The sequence below is a fragment of the Actinoallomurus iriomotensis genome (assembly GCF_030269445.1).
Taxonomy (GTDB): Bacteria; Actinomycetota; Actinomycetes; order Streptosporangiales; family Streptosporangiaceae; genus Actinoallomurus; species Actinoallomurus iriomotensis.
In genome coordinates this window covers 35,850-56,485 of record NZ_BSTJ01000016.1, presented here as the reverse complement: position 1 = coordinate 56,485, position 20,636 = coordinate 35,850, and the positions used below count along the sequence as shown (strand labels likewise).

20 protein-coding genes are annotated in these 20,636 nt (G+C 71.7%); 12 read left to right on the top strand and 8 right to left on the bottom strand.

Translation table 11 applies throughout. From position 1 onward, the window contains the following. Positions 1–20: 20 nt before the first annotated feature. Positions 21–1,130, bottom strand: coding sequence for a globin domain-containing protein (locus tag QSK37_RS45030; RefSeq protein ID WP_285634259.1), 1,110 nt, complete (start codon positions 1,128–1,130; stop codon positions 21–23). Positions 1,131–1,607: 477 nt separating this feature from the next. On the opposite strand from QSK37_RS45030, the gene QSK37_RS45025 reads away from it, so the two are divergent. From QSK37_RS45025 to QSK37_RS45015, 3 genes are all read left to right on the top strand, one after another. Continuing rightward, on the top strand, positions 1,608–2,327 hold the full coding sequence (locus tag QSK37_RS45025; protein WP_285634256.1) for a gamma-glutamyl-gamma-aminobutyrate hydrolase family protein: 720 nt from the start codon (positions 1,608–1,610) through the stop codon (positions 2,325–2,327). Positions 2,328–2,397: 70 nt separating this feature from the next. Beyond that, a complete protein-coding gene (locus tag QSK37_RS45020) occupies positions 2,398–3,309 on the top strand; it encodes an alpha/beta hydrolase (protein ID WP_285634253.1) in 912 nt (303 codons plus the stop codon). Next, positions 3,306–4,091 carry an enoyl-CoA hydratase/isomerase family protein gene (locus QSK37_RS45015; protein WP_285634250.1) on the top strand — a complete coding sequence of 262 codons (786 nt, stop codon included), beginning with the start codon at positions 3,306–3,308 and terminating at the stop codon, positions 4,089–4,091. Before QSK37_RS45020 ends, QSK37_RS45015 begins: the two co-directional genes overlap by 4 nt. Before the next feature lie 7 nt (positions 4,092–4,098). Here QSK37_RS45015 and QSK37_RS45010 read toward each other — a convergent pair whose 3' ends face one another. Continuing rightward, positions 4,099–4,530, bottom strand: a complete 432-nt coding sequence (locus tag QSK37_RS45010; protein WP_285584236.1) for an SRPBCC family protein — start codon at positions 4,528–4,530, stop codon at positions 4,099–4,101. A 79-nt stretch (positions 4,531–4,609) separates the two neighbouring features. Here QSK37_RS45010 and QSK37_RS45005 point away from each other — a divergent pair, with 79 nt between their 5' ends. Together QSK37_RS45005 and QSK37_RS45000 are read left to right on the top strand one after the other, a co-directional pair. Continuing rightward, positions 4,610–6,076: a class I adenylate-forming enzyme family protein gene (locus tag QSK37_RS45005; protein WP_285634247.1), complete on the top strand. Its 1,467-nt coding sequence runs from the start codon at positions 4,610–4,612 to the stop codon at positions 6,074–6,076. 288 nt (positions 6,077–6,364) lie between these two features. Further along, complete coding sequence (locus tag QSK37_RS45000; protein ID WP_285634243.1) at positions 6,365–6,733, top strand: hypothetical protein; 369 nt, start codon at positions 6,365–6,367, stop codon at positions 6,731–6,733. Here QSK37_RS45000 and QSK37_RS44995 read toward each other — a convergent pair. Then, complete coding sequence (locus QSK37_RS44995; RefSeq protein WP_285634240.1) at positions 6,692–7,258, bottom strand: helix-turn-helix domain-containing protein; 567 nt, start codon at positions 7,256–7,258, stop codon at positions 6,692–6,694. The genes QSK37_RS45000 and QSK37_RS44995 overlap by 42 nt on opposite strands. Positions 7,259–7,382: 124 nt before the next feature. Here QSK37_RS44995 and QSK37_RS44990 point away from each other — a divergent pair, with 124 nt between their 5' ends. Next, a complete protein-coding gene (locus tag QSK37_RS44990; protein WP_285634237.1) occupies positions 7,383–8,312 on the top strand; it encodes an SDR family oxidoreductase in 930 nt (309 codons plus the stop codon). Positions 8,313–8,368: 56 nt separating this feature from the next. On the opposite strand, the gene QSK37_RS44985 is transcribed toward QSK37_RS44990, so the two are convergent. Further along, the gene (locus tag QSK37_RS44985) at positions 8,369–9,550 is read right to left on the bottom strand and encodes an acyl-CoA dehydrogenase family protein (protein ID WP_285634234.1); all 1,182 of its coding nucleotides are present in this window, start codon (positions 9,548–9,550) and stop codon (positions 8,369–8,371) included. 307 nt (positions 9,551–9,857) lie between these two features. Between QSK37_RS44985 and QSK37_RS44980 the strand changes: the two genes are divergently transcribed. The 3 genes from QSK37_RS44980 (at position 9,858) to QSK37_RS44970 (ending at position 12,039) form a co-directional block, all read left to right on the top strand. Continuing rightward, positions 9,858–10,910 carry a GAF domain-containing sensor histidine kinase gene (locus QSK37_RS44980; protein WP_285634231.1) on the top strand — a complete coding sequence of 351 codons (1,053 nt, stop codon included), beginning with the start codon at positions 9,858–9,860 and terminating at the stop codon, positions 10,908–10,910. Between the two features lie 65 nt (positions 10,911–10,975). After that, the gene (locus QSK37_RS44975; RefSeq protein ID WP_285584250.1) at positions 10,976–11,290 is read left to right on the top strand and encodes a PadR family transcriptional regulator; all 315 of its coding nucleotides are present in this window, start codon (positions 10,976–10,978) and stop codon (positions 11,288–11,290) included. Continuing rightward, positions 11,287–12,039: a permease prefix domain 1-containing protein gene (locus tag QSK37_RS44970; protein ID WP_285634228.1), complete on the top strand. Its 753-nt coding sequence runs from the start codon at positions 11,287–11,289 to the stop codon at positions 12,037–12,039. The genes QSK37_RS44975 and QSK37_RS44970 overlap by 4 nt, the downstream gene beginning before the upstream one ends. Before the next feature lie 61 nt (positions 12,040–12,100). On the opposite strand, the gene QSK37_RS44965 is transcribed toward QSK37_RS44970, so the two are convergent. Further along, positions 12,101–12,670 (bottom strand): TetR/AcrR family transcriptional regulator, encoded by a 570-nt coding sequence (locus QSK37_RS44965; RefSeq protein ID WP_285634226.1) that lies wholly within the window; start codon positions 12,668–12,670, stop codon positions 12,101–12,103. A 97-nt stretch (positions 12,671–12,767) separates the two neighbouring features. Between QSK37_RS44965 and QSK37_RS44960 the strand changes: the two genes are divergently transcribed. Together QSK37_RS44960 and QSK37_RS44955 are read left to right on the top strand one after the other, a co-directional pair. After that, entirely contained in the window at positions 12,768–13,112 is a 345-nt protein-coding gene (locus tag QSK37_RS44960; protein ID WP_285634225.1) for a hypothetical protein, read from the top strand. Positions 13,113–13,314: 202 nt separating this feature from the next. Next, entirely contained in the window at positions 13,315–13,860 is a 546-nt protein-coding gene (locus QSK37_RS44955; RefSeq protein WP_285634223.1) for a DUF4232 domain-containing protein, read from the top strand. Between the two features lie 69 nt (positions 13,861–13,929). Here QSK37_RS44955 and QSK37_RS44950 read toward each other — a convergent pair whose 3' ends face one another. From QSK37_RS44950 to QSK37_RS44940, 3 genes are all read right to left on the bottom strand, one after another. Further along, positions 13,930–17,007: a discoidin domain-containing protein gene (locus QSK37_RS44950; protein ID WP_285634221.1), complete on the bottom strand. Its 3,078-nt coding sequence runs from the start codon at positions 17,005–17,007 to the stop codon at positions 13,930–13,932. A gap of 268 nt (positions 17,008–17,275) precedes the next feature. Further along, on the bottom strand, positions 17,276–18,094 hold the full coding sequence (locus tag QSK37_RS44945) for a hypothetical protein (RefSeq protein WP_285634218.1): 819 nt from the start codon (positions 18,092–18,094) through the stop codon (positions 17,276–17,278). A gap of 1 nt (position 18,095) precedes the next feature. Then, the gene (locus QSK37_RS44940; protein WP_285634216.1) at positions 18,096–19,400 is read right to left on the bottom strand and encodes a VWA domain-containing protein; all 1,305 of its coding nucleotides are present in this window, start codon (positions 19,398–19,400) and stop codon (positions 18,096–18,098) included. 354 nt (positions 19,401–19,754) lie between these two features. Between QSK37_RS44940 and QSK37_RS44935 the strand changes: the two genes are divergently transcribed. Next, a complete protein-coding gene (locus tag QSK37_RS44935) occupies positions 19,755–20,147 on the top strand; it encodes a hypothetical protein (protein ID WP_285634213.1) in 393 nt (130 codons plus the stop codon). Positions 20,148–20,636 lie beyond the last annotated feature (489 nt).

Sequence of the window (20,636 nt, the reverse complement as noted above, 5' to 3'; positions counted from 1 at the left end):
TCTCCGTGGCATGAGCGGTCCTATCGGTCGATGCGGTCGTAGTGGATGTGGTCGGCGGGGACGCCGAGCTCGTCCAGGGCCGTGACCGTGCGCTGGATCATCTCCGGCGGTCCCGCGACGTAGGCGTCGTGGCGCGACCAGTCGGGGAACCGGTCGAGGACGCCCGGCACCATGCCGTGCATGCCGTCGTACGACGGGTCCTCGGACACGACCGGGACGACCCGCAACCACGGCGTCCGTTCCTCCAGGGCCCGCAGGTCCGGCAGGTCGTACAGGTCGGCCTCGGTGCGCGCGCCGAAGAGCAGGTGGATGTCGCGGCGCAGGTCCTTCTCGACCGCCTCCTCGACCAGGGCCTTGAGCGGTGCGAGGCCGGTGCCGCCGGCGACGCAGAGGATGGGGCGGTCGGAGTCGGGGTCGAGGGTCATCGTGCCGGCCGCGTGGCCGAGCAGCAGCGTGTCGCCGATCCTGGTGTGCCGGACGAGCGCCCCGCCGACCCATCCCGCGGGCAGCGCGCGTACGTGGAAGCGCAGCAGGCCGTCCGGGCGCGGGGCGTTGGCGACGGAGTACGGCCGCCACGTCCACGGCCAGCGCGCGGTCTGCACGGTGACGTACTGGCCCGCGCGGTAGGGGAGCGGCGAGCCGGGGCGTACGGTCAGCGCCGCGATGTCGGGCCGGCGCAGCTCGTGCTCGACGACCTCGGCGGTCCACCACGGCGGCAGCGGCGACTCCTCGGCGGCCTCGGCCATCATGTGGGCCGCGGTGGCGTAGGCGTGCCGCCATGAGCACTCCATCTCGGCGGTCCACGCGTCACCGCCGAACTTACGCAGCGTGGCCAGCAGCGCCCGCCCCATCGCGTCGTAGTGCTCGCGCGTCACCCCGAACTTGTGGTGGTCGCGGCCCAGCCGGGACAGGAGCGTCGAGAGAGTGCCCGGGCTGTCGATGCTCCAGACGATCTCCCGGATGGCGTGGAAGAAACGATCGCGCTGCCGGTTCATGGCCGGCGGGAAGAGGGCGCGCAGGTGCGGATTGTCGGCGAATAGGCGGCCGTAGAAATAGCCCGAAATATCCTCCTCTCTCCCCTCGAATAGGGCAAAACTCTCCTTGATGATCCGGGGATTCACCGATTTCATCAATCCCCCCACTGTCGGTTCGATGACCTCGATCACTTTTCCCCCGCAGGAAGTTTCGCATCTCACCAGGGAGAACATCAACCACCTACGGCGGCAGAGTCCGGGCATATACGTACTGTAATCGGTAATCGACTATTTATGCTCGGAGAGTGATTGCCGGGCGGTGACAAATACCAACCGGTATAAGATCGTTTTACGGGCGGCACTGATATCCTCCACTTCAAGAGTGTTATAAGAAATTCCAACGAGTTCGAAGGATCATTGACTCGGGGGCGGGGTTCCGTCATCCCGTGCCGAGGCGTCACCGGGCGGTGGCGTCCGGTCCGGGGGCGGTCCGCGGGTGCCCCGGCGACCGCGCCCGGAAGGCGGCTTATCGGGGGCTTGGTGGGGATGGGCCCGAAAAGCGCGACTATGCGCAATGATGATCACAAGCGATCGAGGCGCCCGTAGGCGCGGCGTCAAGGAGGGGGCTCTGGCATGGCAGGGGCGACGTACGGTGCGGGTCCCCCGCTCATCGGAATCACGGCCGGCATCGAGGCCGCCCGCTGGGCCGACTGGGTACGGGAGGCGGTGCTGCTCCCGGTGGCGTACCAGCGGGCGGTGGAGCGAGCGCGTGCCGTCCCCGTCCTCGTGCCGCCCTCGGTTCGCGCCACGATCCCGGTCCTCATCGAGCGGCTCGACGGCCTCATCTTCTCCGGCGGCGGCGACCTCGAGCCCTCCCGGTACGGCGAGGAGCCGCACGAGCAGACCGGCCCGCCGCAGCCGCACCGCGACCGCTTCGAGCTCGCGCTCCTGCGCGCGGCGATCGACGCCGACCTGCCCTTCCTCGCCATCGGCCGGGGCATGCAGGCGCTCAACGTCGTGCGCGAGGGCAGCCTGATCCAGCACTTGCCCGACGTCGTCGGCGGGCACGCGCACGAGCCCTCGCCGGGCCGGTTCGGCCGGCACCCGGTCCAGATCAGCGCGAGCAGCATGCTCGGCAAGACCCTCGGTGACCACGCCGAGGTGATGAGCGGCCACCACCAGGCGGTGCGGCGGCTGGGCAAGGGCCTGTCGACGGTCGCGTGGGCCGACGACCAGATCATCGAGGCGATCGAGCTCCAGGGGCACCGCTTCGGCATCGGCGTGCAGTGGCACCCGGAGGAGGCCGACGACCCACGCCTCATCGAGGCGCTCGTCGCCGAGACCCGAGGCTGAGACGCACGGCCCCGGGCGTACGCAACGCCTGGGATATGGTCGGCGCGAGCCGAGTCTGGAGGTCGAGCGCATGCCGCTGCATCCGCAGTCAGTCGCGTTCCTGGAGGTCATGCGGACCGGCGCGGCACCGGCGGAGCCCGACCTCGCCGCGATGCGCGCCGCCACCCGGATGAGCCCGCACCGGGGCGCCGGGCCGGAGCTGAAGGCGGTCGAGGACGCGGCCGTCGGCGCGATCCCGATCCGCACCTACCGCCCCGCGGACGGCGTGCTGCCCGCGCTCGTCTACTTCCACGGCGGCGGCTGGTCGATCGGCGACCTGAACTCCGCCGACCCGATGTGCCGCCGGCTCGCCGCCGAGGCGGGCTGCGTCGTCGTCAGCGTCGACTACCGCCTGGCGCCCGAGCACCCGTTCCCGGCCGCGGTCGAGGACGCCTTCGCGGTGACGACCGACGTCGTACGGCGCGCCGGGCACTACGGGGTCGCGCCGGACCTGGTGGCCGTGGGCGGCGACAGCGCCGGCGGCAATCTCGCGGCCGTCGCCGCGCGCCTCGCCCGCGACGAGGGCATCGCGCTCGCCCACCAGCTGCTGATGTGCCCCAACACCGACTCCGGGCTCGACTCGCCCAGCTTCACCGAGTTCGGTGAGGGCTACGGCCTGAGCGCGGCCTCGATGGCCTGGTTCTTCGGGCACTACCTCGGCAGCGCCGACCGCTGCGACCCGCGGATCGCGCCGCTGCGCGCCCCCGACCTGTCCGGGCTGCCGCCGGCGACGATCCTCACGGCCGAGTACGACATCCTCCGCGACGAGGGAGAGGCGTACGCGCACGCCCTCGCCGCCGCCGGCGTGCCGGTCGAGCTGCGCCGTTTCGACGGCATGATCCACAACTTCAGCACGATGCCGGAGGTGTTCGACGACGCCCACACCGCCCGTGTGTGGGCGGCCGGCCGTCTCCGGCGGTCTTTTGGTCAGGAGGAGCGATGAGTTACGCGTCGTACGAGCGGCTGAAGATCGACTGGGCCGCCGACGGTGTCCTGCGAGTGACGCTGAGCGCGCCCGGACGGCTCAACGCCGTCGACGCGACCGGCCACCGCGAACTCGCCGAGATCTGGCGCGACGCGGACGCCGACGACGACGTGCGCGCCATCGTCGTCCGGGGTGAGGGCACGGCGTTCTCGGCCGGCGGCGACCTCGACATGATCGAGGAGATGATGGCCGACTACGACGTGCGCTCCCGCGTCCTGCGCGAGGCGCGCGACATCGTCTACAACGTCATCAACTGCGCCAAGCCGGTCGTGAGCGCGATCCAGGGTCCGGCGGTCGGCGCGGGACTCGCCGTCGCCCTGCTCGCCGACATCTCGGTCGCCGGCCGCACCGCGAAGATCATCGACGGCCACACCCGCCTCGGCGTCGCCGCCGGTGACCACGCCGCGATCGTCTGGCCGCTGCTGTGCGGGCTGGCCAAGGCCAAGTACCACCTGCTGCTGTGCGAGCCGCTGACGGGCGAGGAGGCCGAACGGATCGGCCTGGTCAGCGTGTGCGTCGACGACGACGAGGTGCACGAGAGGGCGCTGGAGATCGCCGGCCGCCTCGCCGGGGGAGCGGCACAGGCCATCGGGTTCACCAAGCTGGCGCTCAACAACTGGCTCCGCACGGCCGGCCCCGCCTTCGACGCGTCGCTCGCGATGGAGTTCTTCGGCTTCGGCGGCCCGGACCTGCGCGAGGGCGTCCGCGCCCTCCGCGAGAAGCGGCCGCCGCGGTTCTGAGCGGCGGTCAGGTGAACCGCTCCTGGAGGGCGGCCAGGCCGGTCGCGAAGATGCCACGGGCGAAGGTCTTGGTCAGCCACGCCTCGTCCTGGGCGTCGGCGTCGTAGCGGGCGAACCACTCGGCGAACGCGAGCCCGGTGTCCGTGACCGGCGCCACCCGCAGCGTCGCGCGGTAGGACCGTACCGGGAACGGGCCCTCGAACAGGTCGTACGTCGAGGAGCGCTCGCCGTCGTCCAGCGCGACCAGGCGCTCACGGAACACCTCGCCGCCCGGTCCCGTCAGTCGGCGCACCGAGCCGACCTGGTCGCCGGCGCCGTGCTCCAGCTCGGCGGTCACGATGCCCGGATGCCACTCGGCGATGTTGCCGAAGTCGCGCAGGTACTCCCACACCCGATCGGCGGAGACCGGCAGGACGGTGCTGGCGTACGGCTTGGGCATCGCAATCGCTCCTGGTGTTGTGTTCTCATGGATGAGGTTCCCCCAGGTGCGGGGGAGCACGCGCGGACCAGGAGGGCGGATGCTGCTCGGAGACCTCGCTCACCGCGGCGGCGCGCTGTGGCCGTCGCGCACCGCCTTCGCCTGGGCGGGAGGCCGCCGCACGTACGGTGAGCTGGCCCGGCGCGTCGAACGGCTGGCCGGGGTGTTCGCCGCCGCGGGCGTGCGGGCGGGAGGCCGCGTCGCGCTGCTGACCGTCAACGCGCCGGAGGCCCTGGAGACCGCGTTCGCCGCGTCGCTGCTCGGCGCGTGCGTGGTGCCGCTCAACACCCGCCTGGCGCCGGCCGAGATCCGCTTCCAGGTCGAGGACGCCGGCGCCGTGCATGCGGTGGTGCATCCCGCGCTCGAACCGCTCGCCCGCGCGTCCGGGCTGCTCGGCCTGGCCCACTGGGTGATCGGCGAGGAGCTGGAGACCCGGCTCGACACCGCCACCGGCCCTCACACGGCGCGGCCGGACGACGACAGCCCGGTGATCAGCCTCTACACCTCCGGGACGACCGGACGGCCGAAGGGCTGCCTGCTCACGAACCGCGGCTGGGTGGCCGCGACGGCCAACGCCGTCCAGGGGCTGGGCCTCACCGCCGGTGACCGGCTGCTCGCGACGCTGCCGCTGTTCCACGTCGCCGGGTACGGCGCGGCGCTCGCGCACCTGGCGATGGGCGGCACCGTGGTGTTCCCGTCCGGCGCCGGCCTGGACGAGACGTGGTCGCTGGTCGGCGAGCACGGCGTCACCGTGGCGATCTTCCCGGCCGGCACGCGCAGGGCGTTCCGGCACCCCGCCGCCCGGCCCGTCCGCCTGGTGTACGGCATGGCGGGCACCGAGCGGGCCGCGACGCTGCGGATGCTCGCCGAGGCCGGCGTGGACTACCGGGGCGTGTACGGTTCGACCGAGGCGGGCAACTTCGTGTCCGTCTCCACGCTCGCCGAGGAGCTGGCCCGGCCGGGCACCGTCGGCCGCCCGCTGCCCGCCTTCGACGTGGCGGTCGACGCGCCGCCCGGCGAGGCAGGGGAACTGCTGGTCCGCGGCCCGTCGATGATGGCCGGGTACGCCAACCTGCCCGAGGCGACCGCCGAGACGCTGCGCGATGGATTCCTGCACACGGGCGACGTGATGCGCCGCGACGACGACGGATACCTCTTCTTCGTCGACCGCGCCAAGGACATGATCAAGTCGGGCGGGGAGAACGTCTACTCCGCCGAGGTCGAACGCGTGCTGCTCGCCCACCCGGCCGTCGGCGACGCCGCGGTCATCGGCGTGCCGGACCGCCGCTGGGGCGAGGCGGTCAAGGCCCTGGTGGTGGTCCGCGAGCCGGTCGGCGCCGAAGAGCTGGACGCGCACTGCCGCGAACGCCTCGGCGCCTTCAAACGTCCACGCTGGTACGAGTTCGCCGAGGCGATCCCGCGCAACCACTCCGGCAAGATCCTCAAACGCGACCTCCGCGCGGCACACGACCCGGCCGTGGCCGTACGCCTCCCGGAGCGTTCCTAGGATCCGGGGCCGCTCCCCGTCAGCAGCCGGTTCAGTTCGTCTCCCGCGTCCTCGTACCCGGCATCGCGGACGCGCCGCAGCTCGCGCAGGTCGCCGGCCGCGGCCGCGCGCCGGGTCAGCAGGAACCCGGCCCGTATGGACCCCTCGTCCAGCAGCTCGCTCAGCTCCGCGACGTCATCTGCCGCGTCGGCGAGGTCGGCCAGCCGGTCCAGAGCGGCCTCGTTGCCGTCATCGGCCAGGTCCGCAGGGGCTCCCGGTCGACGTTCGTGTTCACCATGACGCCATGGTGTGGCCCTGCCCCTGGGGGAAGGTCAAGCGAGACGAGGGACGGGTGCTCACCATCGGACAGCCGGCCAGGACCAGCGGGAGATTCTGGCCGATCCCGCGCTGCGGCGGCTCTTTCTCGAGTACGACCACACCTACGACCTCGACGCCGGCGATCCTCGCATCGACGGCCTCGCCCGCCGGGTCGCTGAGGCGAGCCGGGAGCGCTACGGAGCCGGCGGTCCGCCCCGGCTGGACGCGGCCTCCGAGATCCCCGTCCTCATCCAGGGCATGGTCAACGCGGCGTCCCCGGCGTGGCGGCGGCTCGACACGCTCATCCGCGACGCGATGCTAGGAGAGACTCGAGGCGACGGCTCTGAGTTCGTCGAGTGACTCGCGGATGAGCCGCGGTAGGTCCTTCCGCTCGCCCTCGGCGATCCAGCGGGCGAACGCGACCTTGAAGACGGCGATGCCCGCCTCGGCGGCCAGGCTCGCGGTCAGGTCCGTGACGCCGCGCCCGCGCAACGCGGCGGTGAGCGCCGAGGCGAGGGACGCCAGCTTGATCAGCTCGCGCTCGCGCAGCTCGGCGTTCGCGTCGATGACGGCCTGACGCTGCCGGGCGGACTCGCGGTCCAGGAGCACGGTGTCGGCGGCCGCCAGGGCGGCGGCCACCGCGTCGATCGGCCCGGCGGAGTCCGGCGCGTCGGCGACGGCCCGTACGAACAGGTCCTCCAGCACGGACCCGCCGGCGAACAGGACCTCACGCTTGTCGGCGTAGTGCCGGAAGAACGTGCGCTCCGTCAGCCCCGCCCGCTTGGCGATCTCCGCGACCGTGGTCTGTTCGAACCCGTGCTCGCTGTAGAGCTCCATCGCCGCCTGCGCGAGGCGCCCGCGCGCGTTCGGCTGCCATCGACCCATGCGCAGATCCTAGTTGATGTCAGCGACTGACATGCCTATGATGACGATGACAGCGACTGACATCGGTCTCTGGTCCTCGCGCACGCTTCGCGTCGAGGGCACCCACTCTTCTGGAGGTTTCGTCATGCGCGTTTTCGTCACGGGCGCGTCCGGCTGGATCGGCTCCGCCGTCGTCCCCGAACTCATCGGCGCGGGCCACCAGGTCACCGGGCTGGCTCGCTCGGACGCCTCGGCCGCCGCCCTCACCGCGGCCGGGGCGCAGGTGCGGCGCGGCACCCTCGACGATCTCGACGTCCTGCGAGACGCTGCGGCCGCGTCGGACGGCGTGATCCACCTCGCGTTCAAGCACGACATCGCCTTCTCAGGAGACTTCCAGGGCGCCGCCGACGCGGATCGCCGCGCCGTCGAGATGTTCGGCGAGGTGCTCGCCGGTTCCGACCGGCCGTTCGTCCTCGCCTCCGGCTTGCTCGGGCTCGCGCCGGGGCGGGTGGCGACCGAGCGGGACGGACGCGAGCCGGCTCCGGGGGAGCCGGGCGAGGGTCCGAGCGTCCGGCAGGCCACCGCCCGGTTGACACTCTCGTTCGCCTCCCGCGGCGTCCGCTCGTCCGTGCTGCGGCTGCCCCCGACGGTGTACGGCGACGGAGACCGCGGCTTCCTGGCGGCCGCGGTCGCCATCGCACGGGACAAGGGCGTCTCCGGTCACATCGGCGACGGCTCCAACCGCTGGCCCGCCGTACACCGGCTGGACGCCGCGCACCTGTTCCGCCTGGCACTGGAGAAGGCTCCGGCGGGATCGGCGCTGCACCCGGTCGCCGACGAGGGCGTGCCCCTCCGCGCCGTCGCCGAGGTGATCGGGCGCCATCTCGGCGTTCCGGTGGCCGCGATCTCGCCCGAGGACGCGGGCGCGCACTTCGGCTGGCTCGCCGGGCCTCTCTCAGCCGACAGCCCGGCGTCGAGCGCGCTGACCCGCGAGCAGCTGGAATGGCAGCCCACCCAGCCGGGGCTCCTCGACGACCTCGACAAGGGCCACTACTTCCACACCGGATCCGCCTGAGTCCGCCTGAACGCCCGCGGACGGTCCGCTCCGGGAGCGCGCCCCGGAACGGCCGGTCAGTACGACTTCGGCAGGCCGAGCTCGTGCTGGGCGATGTGCGCCAGGACGAGCTCCTCGGCGACCGGGATGTTCTTGCCGATCCGGGCGTCGCGGAACAGCCGGGCCACCGGATACTCCAGGGAGTAGGCCATGCCGCCGTGCGCCTGGAACATCCGGTCGGCCGCCTGCCAGGCCGCCTCCGCGGCGGTGAGCTTGGCGATGTTGGCCTCCGAACCGCAGGGCCGCTGCCGGTCCCACAGCCACGCCGCCTTGTAGGTCATCAGGCGCGCCAGCTCCACCTGCGCCTTGACCCGCGCGAGCGGGAACGCGACCGCCTGGTTGGCGCCGATGGGCCGTCCGAACGGGGCGCGGTCCTTCGCGTAGTCGCAGGCCACCTTCAGGCACAGCTCACCGCTGCCGGCGGCGCCGGCCGCGGCGATGATCCGTTCGGGGTTGAGGATGTCCCACAACACGGCGAAGCCCTCGTCCACCCGGCCGACGACGTTCGTGGCGGGGACGCGTACGTCGTCGAGGAAGACCATGTTCGAGGCGACCGTGTTGGTGCCGAGCTTGGGGATCGGCCGGTAGGTCAGGGTGCCGGCGGCGACCGCCTCCTCGATGTCCACCAGCAGGATCGTGAACCCGCTGACCCGCGGCTTCGCCTCCGCCGCCGGGATCGTACGGGCGACCAGGACCATGTGCCGGGCGCGTTCGACCCCGGAGATCCAGATCTTCTGGCCGGTGACCAGGAAGTCGTCGCCGTCGCGGCGGGCCTGGGTGGCGATGTTGATCGCGTTGCTCCCGGCGTCGGGCTCGGTGATGGCGAAGCAGGTCTCCGACTCGCCCGCGGCCAGGCCGGGCAGCAGCGCGCGTTTCTGCTCCTCGGTGCCGTGCCGGGCGATGGTCAGGGCACCGAAGGCGGGGGTGAGCAGATAGAGGAAGGAGGCCGCCGCGCCCGCGCCGGAGGCGGCGAGGGTCTCGGCGGCGACCGCGAGTTCGAGCAGGCCCTGCCCGCCGCCGCCGTACTCCTCGGGCACGGCGAGGCCGAGCCACCCGCCGTCCGCCAGCGCGTGCCAGACCTCCTCGGGCCAGCGCTTGTCCGCGTCGCAGCGGTCCCAGTAGTCCAGCCCGTGGCGCGCGCCGATCGCGGCGACCCCGTCCCGTACGGCGACGGCACTTTCCGGCAGGTCGAAATCCACCCGAACCTCCTTCGGTTTTCGCTGCGGACCACAGTAGCGAGCGCAGATGATCACTCTTCGCCGCGACTTGTCCACAGATCGTCATCGTCGATACAGTGAGCTGGTCGAATGCGAACCTCCGATCAACTGGTCACGAGGACAAGCCGTGAACGCACGGGCCTCGCGTTCGTCGGGGCCGGCCGAGACGCGAAGGCGATCGCCTGGTCGCCCGAAGGCGGCGCGCTCTCGGCGAACCGATGGTGACCCGGAAGAACGGGCCGCCCTGCAGCATGTCGCGACTCTGGTGGCGCGCGGTGCCTCGCCACCGGTGATCTTCGACGCGGCCGCGAAGGCCCTCGGCTGCCTCATCAAGGCGGACTACACCACGATCAATCGGCGTGAGGCCGACCAGACGATGTCGATCGTGACGCTGTACCGCGCTCCCGACGTTCCCGAGATCGACCTTCCCTTCGGAGGGCGCTGGCCGCTCAAGGAGGACACGGCTTCGGCCGCGGCCCTGCGCACGCACCGGCCGGCCCGGCGAGCGGCCGAGGCCATCCGCAGCGAGGTCGGCGACTGGCATCGGGCGACCCACGTCGGGCATGTCGTGGCCTGCCCCGTCATCGTCGAGGACCGTCTCTGGGGCACGATGGCCTGCCTGTACATCGGGTCGGAGCCGCCGCCGGACGACACCGAAGAACGCATGGCCAAGTTCGTGGAGCTCCTGAACTCCACGATCGCGCAGGCCGAGACCCGGGCGGAGCTCATCGCCTCCCGTGCCCGCCTCGTCGCCAACGCCGACGCCACACGACGGCGCATCGAGCGTGACCTGCACGATGGCGTGCAGCAGCATCTGATCTCGCTGGCACTCCAGCTTCGCGCGGCCGAGGCGAACGTGCCGCCCGAACACGGCGAACTCAGGCGGCAGCTGTCCGACACCGCCCAGGGCCTGTCGGACGTGATCATCGAGCTCCAGGAGATCTCCCGGGGGCTGCAGCCGCCGATGCTGGCGCGGCGTGGCCTGCCGGCCGCCCTCAAGGCGCTCGTGTCCCGATCTCCGGTGCCCGTCGAACTCCGCATCGGCGCCTACCGCCGCCTCCCCGAGAAGCTCGAGGTGACCATTTACTACCTCGTCTCCGAAGCGCTGACGAACGTCCTCAAATACGCGCACGCGTCCGTGGTGCGCATCGAGCTCGGCGGTGAGGAGTCGGAGATCCACCTGACGGTCCGCGACGACGGGATCGGCGGAGCCGACCCCGCCCGGGGCTCCGGGCTGACCGGTCTCAAGGACCGCGTCCGAGCGCTGGGGGGCACCATCCAGGTCACGAGTCCGGCCGGATGCGGCACGTCGCTGGCGGTCACGATCCCGTTCCGCTCCTGAGGCAGGGCATCTCCCGGAACTCGGCGGCTGGACACCTCGTAATGCTATGCCTAGAGTTACGAGGTATGCGACGAGAACAACTCAAGGGGCATCTCGACCTGCTCCTGCTGTCCGTGCTCGCCCGCGGGGCGGCGCACGGCTACGCGATCATCAGCGAGCTCCGGGACCGGAGCGAGGGTGCCTTCGACCTGCCGGAGGGCACCATCTACCCGGCGCTGCACCGGCTGGAGAAGGGCGGCCTGCTGCGCAGCTACTGGGCCGACGAGTCCGGACGCCGTCGCCGGCTGTACGAGCTGACCGCGGCGGGCGCCACCGCCCTCACCGGGATGCGCGAAGACTGGCGGACGTTCTCCCGCGGGGTGGGGGCGGTGCTGGCATGAACGAGATCGAGCGTTACCTCGACCGGCTCTCGGCCCGCCTGCGCGGCTCCGGCGCGGACGTCTCCCGGGTGCTCGCCGAGACGGAGGAACACCTGCGCGACGCCGTGCGCGACGGCGTCGCGGACGGGCTGACGGAGGAGGACGCCGCACGCCGGGCCGTCACGCGCTTCGGTTCGCCGTGGGCGGTCGCGCGCCGGTTCGGCGGACGGCCCGCGTGGGTGCTGATCGCTCCCGAACTCGCCCGGCTGGTGCCCTCCGCCGCGGCCGGGCTCGTCGCCATCGGGGTCAGCGGGGTGCTCGCGCAGGTGCTCGGCTGGCTCTTCGGGCCGGCCTTCGTCGCCGGTGACCTGCCGTGGGTGCGTTACACGCCGCAGCGATGCGCCGAACTGGGGCATCCGGCGCACGGCTGTCTCGACGCCGTGGTCCGCGACCACTTCGGTGAGGTCGTCGGCGGGCGCGTCGCGGCGGGCGTGCTCGGCCTGCTGGTTCTCGGCGGATATGCGCTGGTGCGCCGGCGCCTGGGCGCCGCGCGGGTGACGCCGATGCCGGGGGTGCTCCCGGTGGCCGGGACGGCGCTGTACGGGGTGGCGACGGCCGTCCTGCTGATCGACGGGATGAACCTGGCGACGGCCGGCGGGGCGCACGCGGGCAGCGGCCAGTGCTGGAGCGCGGGCGTCGTCGCCCTCGTCATGTTCCTCGCGTACGCCCGGACGCTCTACCGGGAACACTTCTCGCGATCTACAGCGTAAAGGCCCGCGTCCGGATCGACCCGCCCGAGGCCCGCGGCAGGGGCCGGACCTCTCGCGGGAGTCAGCGCGCCGTGTCACCGAGGTAGCGGGCGACGAGCCGCGCCAGGCGTGTCGCGACGGTCTCGGGCGGTTCCATCGGCAGGACGACGTGGCTCATCGTCAGCCGGACGACCATGTCCACGAGCTCGACGACCGCGTCCTCGTCGGCCTGGGGCCACTGCCGCAGCGTGTGGGCGATGATGCGCTTCTTGGCCGCGAACAGCACGGGCTCGGCGCGGGTGGTCATCAGCGGCAGCAGGTCCTCGCTGCCGGCGCCGGTGAGGATCGCCTTCTTCAGCGGGTCGTCGGCCGCCGTGGTGAGCGTGTACGACACGGCGTCGGCGACCGCGGAGTACAGATCGTCGTGACGGGTCATGGCCTCGTCGACCGCGTCGAGGTAGCGCTCGTTCTCCCGCAGGTTCAGCGCCTCGGCCAGCCGCCACTTATCCCCGAACTCGTTGTAGACGGTCTGCCGGCTGACCCCGACCGCGTCGGCGACGTCCTGCATCCGCACCCGCCGAAAACCGCGCTCGATGATCAGCACGGCGGCGGCGTCGAGCAGGTCGTCGCGGAGAGTTCGGCGCTGCTGCATGGGTCCAGAATTTCAGACATCCGCCTCGTCGAACATTCCTGTCATCCCGAACGGCGGCCCGCGCGTCCTCTCATTGGGAAGCGAGAAAGGGGGCGCCATGAAGGCATGGCCACCGGGTCGGCACCGTGGCACGGGTGCCGGCGGCCCGGCACGCCGTCCGCACACCCCTTCGCCCCTGGCGGACTGGGTGCTGCACGACGAGAAGCTGCTGGTGGAAACGAGGTTCGGGGGAGACCGCGAGCGGTACGGCGCCTGGCGTGACCGGCTGTGGGCCGAGATGCACGACGCGATGCACCGCCCCGGAGGCTGGCGGGAGTCCACCGCGGATGAGGAGTACGTGGTCGAGACGGCATTCGACGGCAACTGGGCGCAGTACCGCGTCTGCCGCGACCGGCTCCGCGAAGAGCTCTGGCAGATCATGAAGGTCACGAGAGAGCGCTGATCTTTCTCTGGACGCCGCGCGGCCGGGTCATTCCCCCCGATCCCGGTCGCGCGGCCTTTTTTTTATTGTCCGGGCGGCGGCGACGTTCGCCGCGAAAAATGGTTTACCGTGCGAGACGAAAAAATTGTCGCGAACATTTCCGTCATTTCGACGCTCCAACGGATAAGAGGTGCTGCGCACGCACCCGAAAGGAACCGGGGAGATGACGAGGAAATCGATGTGGACGCCGGCCGCCCTCTTGGCGGGCATCGCGATCGCCACCACGGGGGTGGCCGGTACGGCCGACGGCGCGACGCGTCCGCGGTCTGCGGCGGCGAGCGCGCCGGCGTGCCTGAAGAACCAGCTCGAAGCCCGGCTGTACGACGCCGGACTGGTCGGAGCGGGCAACGCGGGCACCATGGTCACGATCACCAACACCTCCACGACGACCTGTGAGATCTCGGGGTACGTCGTGCCGGAGATGCAGAACCCGGACTATCCCGATCTGCCGACCTACCCGCAGAACGGGTCCACCTATTTCAATGACGACCCCGGCGTACATCCGGTGCGGCTTTCCCCCGGCGAGCGCGCGAGTTGTGTCATGGCGTGGGGGAACGGGGATTCCTCCGACGGTGTGCTGCCGAAGACCCTGTGGCTCTGGCTGCCCAGCGACACGGACCAATATCTGACCGTGCCTTTCGCGCCCGGATATGTGCGGGCGGGGCGGATCACCGTCTCCGCCCTCGCCGCGCACACACAGCTGCACTAGCCGGGTCAGGTGAGCGGGCGGGGTCCCGCACCGGACCGGTGCGGGACCCCGCGCGGCACGCACGTACCGCTACCAGCTCCTGATACCGGCGCCGTAGGGGTAGAGGGGGTTTCCGTACGTGGTGGGCGGTGACTGGCCGGCGTCGATCTTCGCTCGGATGTCGGAGCGTTCGGCGGCGGTCGCGCCCAGATCGTACGGAAGGCTCCAGTCCTCGACGGCGTCGGCGGGAGTGTCGGTGCCGCCGGGCTTGAGGATCTGGTCGACGCTCCGCGGGAGCTGCCAGGGCAGGGTCCCGTGGGGCGTGTAGTCGCCGAAGAGGAGGGACGCGGTGGCGGGGCCGACCTCCTCGCCACCGCGATAGGTCATCACGATGGCGTCGGCGATGCCGTTCCAGTCGGAGATGACGGTCGGCCGGGGCAGGTCCATGACCACGACCACCGGGATGCCCTGGTTGTGGAAGTTCTGGATGATGGCGAGCTGGTCGGCGGGCAGGTAGGGCTGTTCCTTCACCCATGCGGTGGCGTGGGTGTAGCTCGGCTCACCGACCGCGACGACGGCCAGCTTGGGTGAGGGGCCGCTGTCGGAGTAGACGTTCACGCCCGCCGTCGCCGCGCGGGCCTTGATCGCGTCCAGGACGTCCAGTGAGCCGTAGTCGGGGTGGAAGTAGCTGGTCCACACGCAGCACGAGGCGCCGTCCGTGGCACGCGGCCCGGCGACCACGATGTTGTCGCCCGCCTTGAGCTTCAGCGGAAGCACCCCGTTGTTCTTGAGCAGCGTGATGGACTCGCGTGCGGCCTGGTTCGCCAGCTTGACGTAGGACGGCTGGTGGAAGCGGTACGGGCCGTTCACCGGGTCGCCGTACGGCCGGTCGAAGACGCCGAGCTCGAACTTCAGCCGCAGGATCCGGGTGACGGCGTCGTTGATCCGCGAGATCGGCACGCTGGACAGGAAGTCGGCGATCGAGAACCCGGACGCGCCGGGGTCGGCGCCGCCCATGACGTCCGAGCCGGCGTTCGCCGCGCTGATCCACGCGCCGGAGGGCAGCCAGTCGGTCGTGATGAGCCCGGTGTAGCCCAGGTTGTTCCGCAGGTAGTCGAGGATGGGCTTGCTGTTGCCCGCCCCGGGCCCGCCCGGGTCGAGGTAGGAGCTGCCCGCGTAGCCGGGCATGATGTTGACGGCTCCCGCGTCCAGCGCGGCCCGCCACGGGATCATGTGGTACTTGATCGTCACCCCGTCGTAGACGATGCCCGCCTCGCCGCCGGCCCCTTCACCGGGCCAGTGCTTGACGGTCGCCAGAACCGAGCCGGGGTTGAGCTCCGGTCCGCCCTGCAGGCCGGCCACCAGAGCCCGTACCTGCGCCGCCGCGACGTCGGCGTTCTCCCCGTTGCCCTCCTGGATGCGCGGGTAGAGCACCTTGGTGCCGACCTCGGCGAGCGGCCCCAGCACGCCGCGCGCGCCCACCTCCAGCTCCTCGCGGCGCTGCATGTCGCCGAGCTTGTAGTCGAGCGGATAGTCCTTGCCCGCGGCCAGCGCGCTCTGCAGCGGGTACGTGGTCTGGTACCCGGAGATCGTGTCGCCCGCGGAGACCGGGGGGATGCCGAGGCGGGTCCCCGCGGCGGCGACGAGCACGTTGTTCAGGTCGTTCGGCTGCGCGGGGCCGAAGTGCCAGCCCGACTGCGGATAGGTCTGGGCGTTGTAGAACATCTGGTACGCCTTCTCCTCGGGGGTCATCCGGGAGAGAAGGTCGGCCACCCGCGTCTCGACCGGCTGCCGCCAGTCCTCGTACGGCTCGATCGTGCCGTCCTTGTTGAGGTCACGCGCGCCGTTCACGATCTTGACGCCGTCGCTCGCCGCCGTGATGTCGGGGTGGTAGAGGCTGAACGTCCTGATGTTCGACGTGGTCTTCGTACCCGAACCGGTCACCGCGACGACGTACCACCGGTACGTCCAGCGGTCGGAGATGTCCCAGGTCGGCGTGTAGCTGGTGCCGGTCGGCTCGGCGACCTTGGTGTAGAGGTCGAGGAGCCTGCCGGATGCGGTGAAGTCGTAGTCGGTGCGGCTGACGTTGATCCACACCTCGTAGTGCGCGGCGCCGGGCACGGAGTTCCAGGCGAGCATCGGGCGGCGAGTGTCGGTGACCATCGCCTTGTCGGCGGGCGTCGTCAGCCCGAACTGGCCGGTGGTCGCCGGCGCCTTCGTGGGCGCCGACAGCAGCGGCGGCTCGTTGCTCGCGGTGTCGACCGTGCCGAAGACCTGGAACTCCCAGAGCGAGTAGCCGTAGCCCGTGGCCCGTTTCGTGCCGTAGAAGCGGATGTAGCGGCCCTTGCCGGAGAGGTCGAGGTTCTCGGTGCCGCCCTTGCCCGTCGTGGTGGTGTAGATGGTCGACCAGGATGTGCCGTTGTCGGACACGTCGATGTGGTAGCCGGTGGCGTAGGCGTTCTCCCAGATGAGCGTGGCGCCGGAGATCGTCGCCGCCCCGCCCAGGTCGACCTGGAGCCACTCGTTGTCGGTGTAGAGGCTGGACCAGCGCGTCGTCGTACGGCCGTCCAGCGCCGCCGCGGGCGCGTTGCCGCCCTCGGTCGAGGAGGCGGTGACCTGCTTGAAGGCGGAGATCGGCGTCGTACTCGGAGGCGGCGCCGAACCGCTCGTGCCGTACACCTGGAACTCCCACAGCGAGTAGCCGTACTGCGTCGCGCGCGCCGTCCCGTACATCCGGACGTAGCGCCCGCTGCCGGTGACGTTCAGCGTCTGCGTGCCGCCGGTGCCGGTGGTGGTGCTGTAGACGGTCGTCCAGGTGTTCGCGTCGCCGGAGACCTGGATCTGGAAGGCGGTCGCGTACGCCGTCTCCCAGTTGAGGACGACCTGGCTGACGGTGGCCGAGGCGCCGAGGTCGACCTGGAGCCACTGCGGGTCGCTCGCGGCGCTGGACCACCGGGTCGAGGTGTCCCCGTCCACGGCCGCGGCGGCGGTCGTGACCGCGTTCTCCGCCGAGGAGGCGACGGCCGGCCTGCCCTGCGACAACAGGGCCGGCGCCGCGCTCGCCGACCGGGGTAGGGCGGTGCTCACGCAGGCCATGAGCAGGGTCAGGGCGGCGATCACCACCGTCGTCACGGCGGGATGTACCGCCGTACGGGCACGGGGTCTCATGGGGCGTCTCCTCTTCACGGGCACGGCGGAGCGGCGGAGGGATGCCACCGTCGTGCGACGGGATGGGACGCCGGACCCCGGCGGATGACTGGCGGGTCGGGGCTGCCGAGAGCCGGCGTAGGAGCGCTCTTCCCGAGAGACTGATCGCGGTCAGGCATGGTGTCAACAGCCCGGCGCGATATTTTTCAAGGCTTATATTAAGCACCTGCATATGCCGGTGCGTCCGGCGTGCCGCCCGCCGCGCGAGGGCGGCGGACGGCACGCGGAGTCAGGAGAACCAGCGGCGCGGGTGCCGGGTGAGACGGTAACCGCCGACGCCCGCGAGGGCGGCGAGCAGGCCGCCGCCGATGGTCCACCACCATCGGGTGGACGGCCAGGAGATCCGGTTCCAGAAGTGGCCGGTCCGCTCGGCCTCGGCGGAGGGGGCCGCCGAGGAGTCCGCCTGCGGCGCCGTCGTGCTCCCGGCGTCGGTCTCCGGCGAGAGCGGGGCCTTCAGGCGCGCGTTGTCCGGCTGGGCGTCGCCCTTCTTCGCGGTGATCGACAGATCCGTCTGGACCGGCAGGCCGAGATCCTGGTCCGGCAGCCCGGTCGCCGAGAGCCGTACGTAGTAGGTGCCCGGGAGGGGTTCGTCGGACCAGGGGTCGGCCCAGGTGCGGACCTGGCGCAGGAGGCAGTGGAGCGCGAGCGTCGCGGCGCCGGCCGCGGCGGTGGCCGTCTGCGAACCCGCCGTGCACGGCTGACGCCGGCGGAGACCGTCGAAGACGTCGACGGTCCAGGTCGCCGGCCCGTGCCGGCTCGCGCCGGTCGGCAGAGTGATCGTGATGGCGAGCCGGTCGGTCTCTCCGGCCGCCGCGTCGAACGACCAGTACAGGTAGTCGCCGGTGGACGCGGAGACCCGTACCTGCTGACCGGGGTCCACGGCGGTGGCGGTGAGGAAGGACGTTCCGGCCGTGCCGACCGTGGCGCTCGGGCTGGGCGAGGGCGTGTCGTCCGCGACGGCCGGACCGGCCATGGGCAGGCAGGCGAGGAAGGCCAGGCCGGCCAGGCCGGCCAGACCGGCGAGCGGGTGGCGCGTGATGCCGCGCATGTCAGTTCTCCTTCCACACGGCGACGCGCCAGCGGGCCAGCCATCCGATGACCAGGCCGCCGACCAGTCCCGTTCCGGTCAGCACGAGCAGCAGCAGCCAGCCACGGCCCAGGGAGGGGCCGCCCGGCGCCGGGGAGGAGGAGACCACGTCGACGGTGAGCTCCAGCGGCATGCCGGGGTTCGTCTGGACGCCGGCGGGGGCGGAGAAGGAGTTGCTCACTACCAGGCAGACCATGCCGTCACCGGCCGCGTCCGAAGACGCCGAGGACACCGAGGGCTCGGGCGAGGCCTCCTGCCGGTCCTCCGCCTGCTGGTCCGACCAGCGCAGCCCGGTGGACAGCACGTCCGTGCGCCCGCCGTCCGCGCCGGTGCCGCGCACGATCTCCTGCCCGGTCCTGGAGACGGCGCGCAGCAGGACGCCGTAGTCGGGGTTCAGCCTCCGGTCGAGCGCGATGCTCACGGAGGCGCGCAGCTCCTGGCCCGGCGACACCGCCACCCGGTACCAGCGGTGCTCGGCGAAGCGCTCGCGGTCGGCGTACACGCCGGGCTTCAGGACCGGCGCCGCGGAGCACCGGGCGGCCCCGCCGACCTGGCGCGGGGTCTGGCGGTACGTGTCGTGCGCCCGGCGGACGAGCTGGTTCAGGCGGCTGGTGAGCTGGGTCTGGTGCTGGACTGCGGTGTACGTCCCGCCGGTCGCGTCCGCGATGCAGGTCAGCTGCTGCCGTACTCGCGCGTCCAGTGTGAGGCCGAGCGTGTCGATGACCAGGTGGGTGCCTGCCGCGGCGAGCTGCCGGGCCACGTCGCAGGGGTCGGGCAGGCCGCAGGTGTCCTCGCCGTCGGTGATGAGGACGATCCGCCGGGTCGTCTCGCCGGTGCCCAGGTCGTGGGAGGCGGCCCGCAATGCCAGCCCGATCGGCGTCCACCCGGTGGGGCGCATCGTCGCGATCGAGGCCTTGGCCTGCGGCTTGTTGACCGGGCCGACGGGACTGATCTGCTGGGTGTCCCGGCAGCCGAGGGCCTGGCTGGCCGAGTTCGGCACGCGCGAGCCGAGCGCGCGGATGCCGAGCTGCGTTTCGGGGGGAAGGGCGTCCACCACCTCGTCGAAGGACTGCTGGGCGACCGACATACGGCTGCGGCCGTCGATGTCGGCGGCACGCATCGAACCGCTGGAGTCCAGGACCAGCTCGACCTTCGGGGCCTCGCCGTCCGTCGGCTCACCGGCCGTCGCGGGCACCGCGCCCAGCGCCGTCACGCCGGCGAGCATGACGAGGAACAGCCCCGCGGCGGGGCCACGTCTGATGATCACGCCGGTGGATCTTAATGATCTTGGGTGGGGCCGCCTAATCGGTCGTACGGCCGCGAATCAACGGGCGTTCGCGCCTTCCGGCGACGGCATCGACGCCGTGATGTCGCGCGCGAGAGCCGTTCGGTGCGTACGGCCGTCGGCGCGGCGTCGGTCGGCGTCCGGAGCCACCCCGAAATCCGGTTTCGTACGCGCGCGACACGGCGAGGTTGCCGGGTGGTAGCGGAGCCGTTGGGGTGTTGGTACCTTCTATCCGCTTCCGTCCGATCTTGGCCGAAGAGGCGCCGTCATCGCGCCTCGTCCGCGGGACGTGCCGTAAGCGTTCCCTCTCAGGCGATCGAGGTCCGGGGTTCCCTCATGACGAAGCGCTGGATGATCCTGTCAGGCGTGCTCCTGGCGGCGGTGGTGGCCGTGGTGTCCGGACTGACCGCCTTCGGGGGCGGTACGCACCCCGTGGCCGGACGGACGACCGTGTCCCCGGCTCCGGTGGCGACGCCGAGCCTCCCGCCCACGCCGACCCCCACACCGCGCCGCACCGCGAAACGGCACCACACGGTCACGACGAGAGCCTCGGCGGCGTCACACCGGCGAGCGACGCACGCGACGACACACGACTCCGGAGCGGGCCAGGCCGACCCGTGCGCGCACAACCACCACTGCAGCGTGCCGCCCCTCCCGCCGTTGAAGCCGAACCCGGACCGGCCGGCCCCCCTGCCGACCCTGACCGTAACCGGCGCCCCCGCCACCTGACCCGCCGGAACCCGGCCCGGCAGCGCGTAGCCGGCCCAGTCGATCACGTACCGGGCACGGATCCACCCGTGCGGGGAGGCACGGCATCAGGGGGAGGCGACCTCAGGAGGGCACGGCGGCCGCGATGGCGGCACCGGCTCGGTCGTCCGTACGGACGGATCGAGATCGGAGGAGGCTGCGCTCGACGCGTCTGGTACTACCGGGGTCCCGCAGAGTGCGATGGACCAAAGACTCCCAGGAGCCCACTGGAGCACCCATTCGATGCGCTCTTCCGTTTCCTGCGAGAACTCCACGGTCGGGCGGGAGCGGGACTCAAGGCTCGCCCATGCCTCCCGTTCGATGCCGGCGGCTCGTGCGGCCGCGCTCATCGAAAGGCCGAGTTGCCGCCGACGGTCCCGGACACCTCGGGCGACACGTTCGGTGCGGGCCCGGTACATCTGTTCCAATAAGCGTTGCGATCTGTCGTGATCGAAGCGCTGCACCATGCAC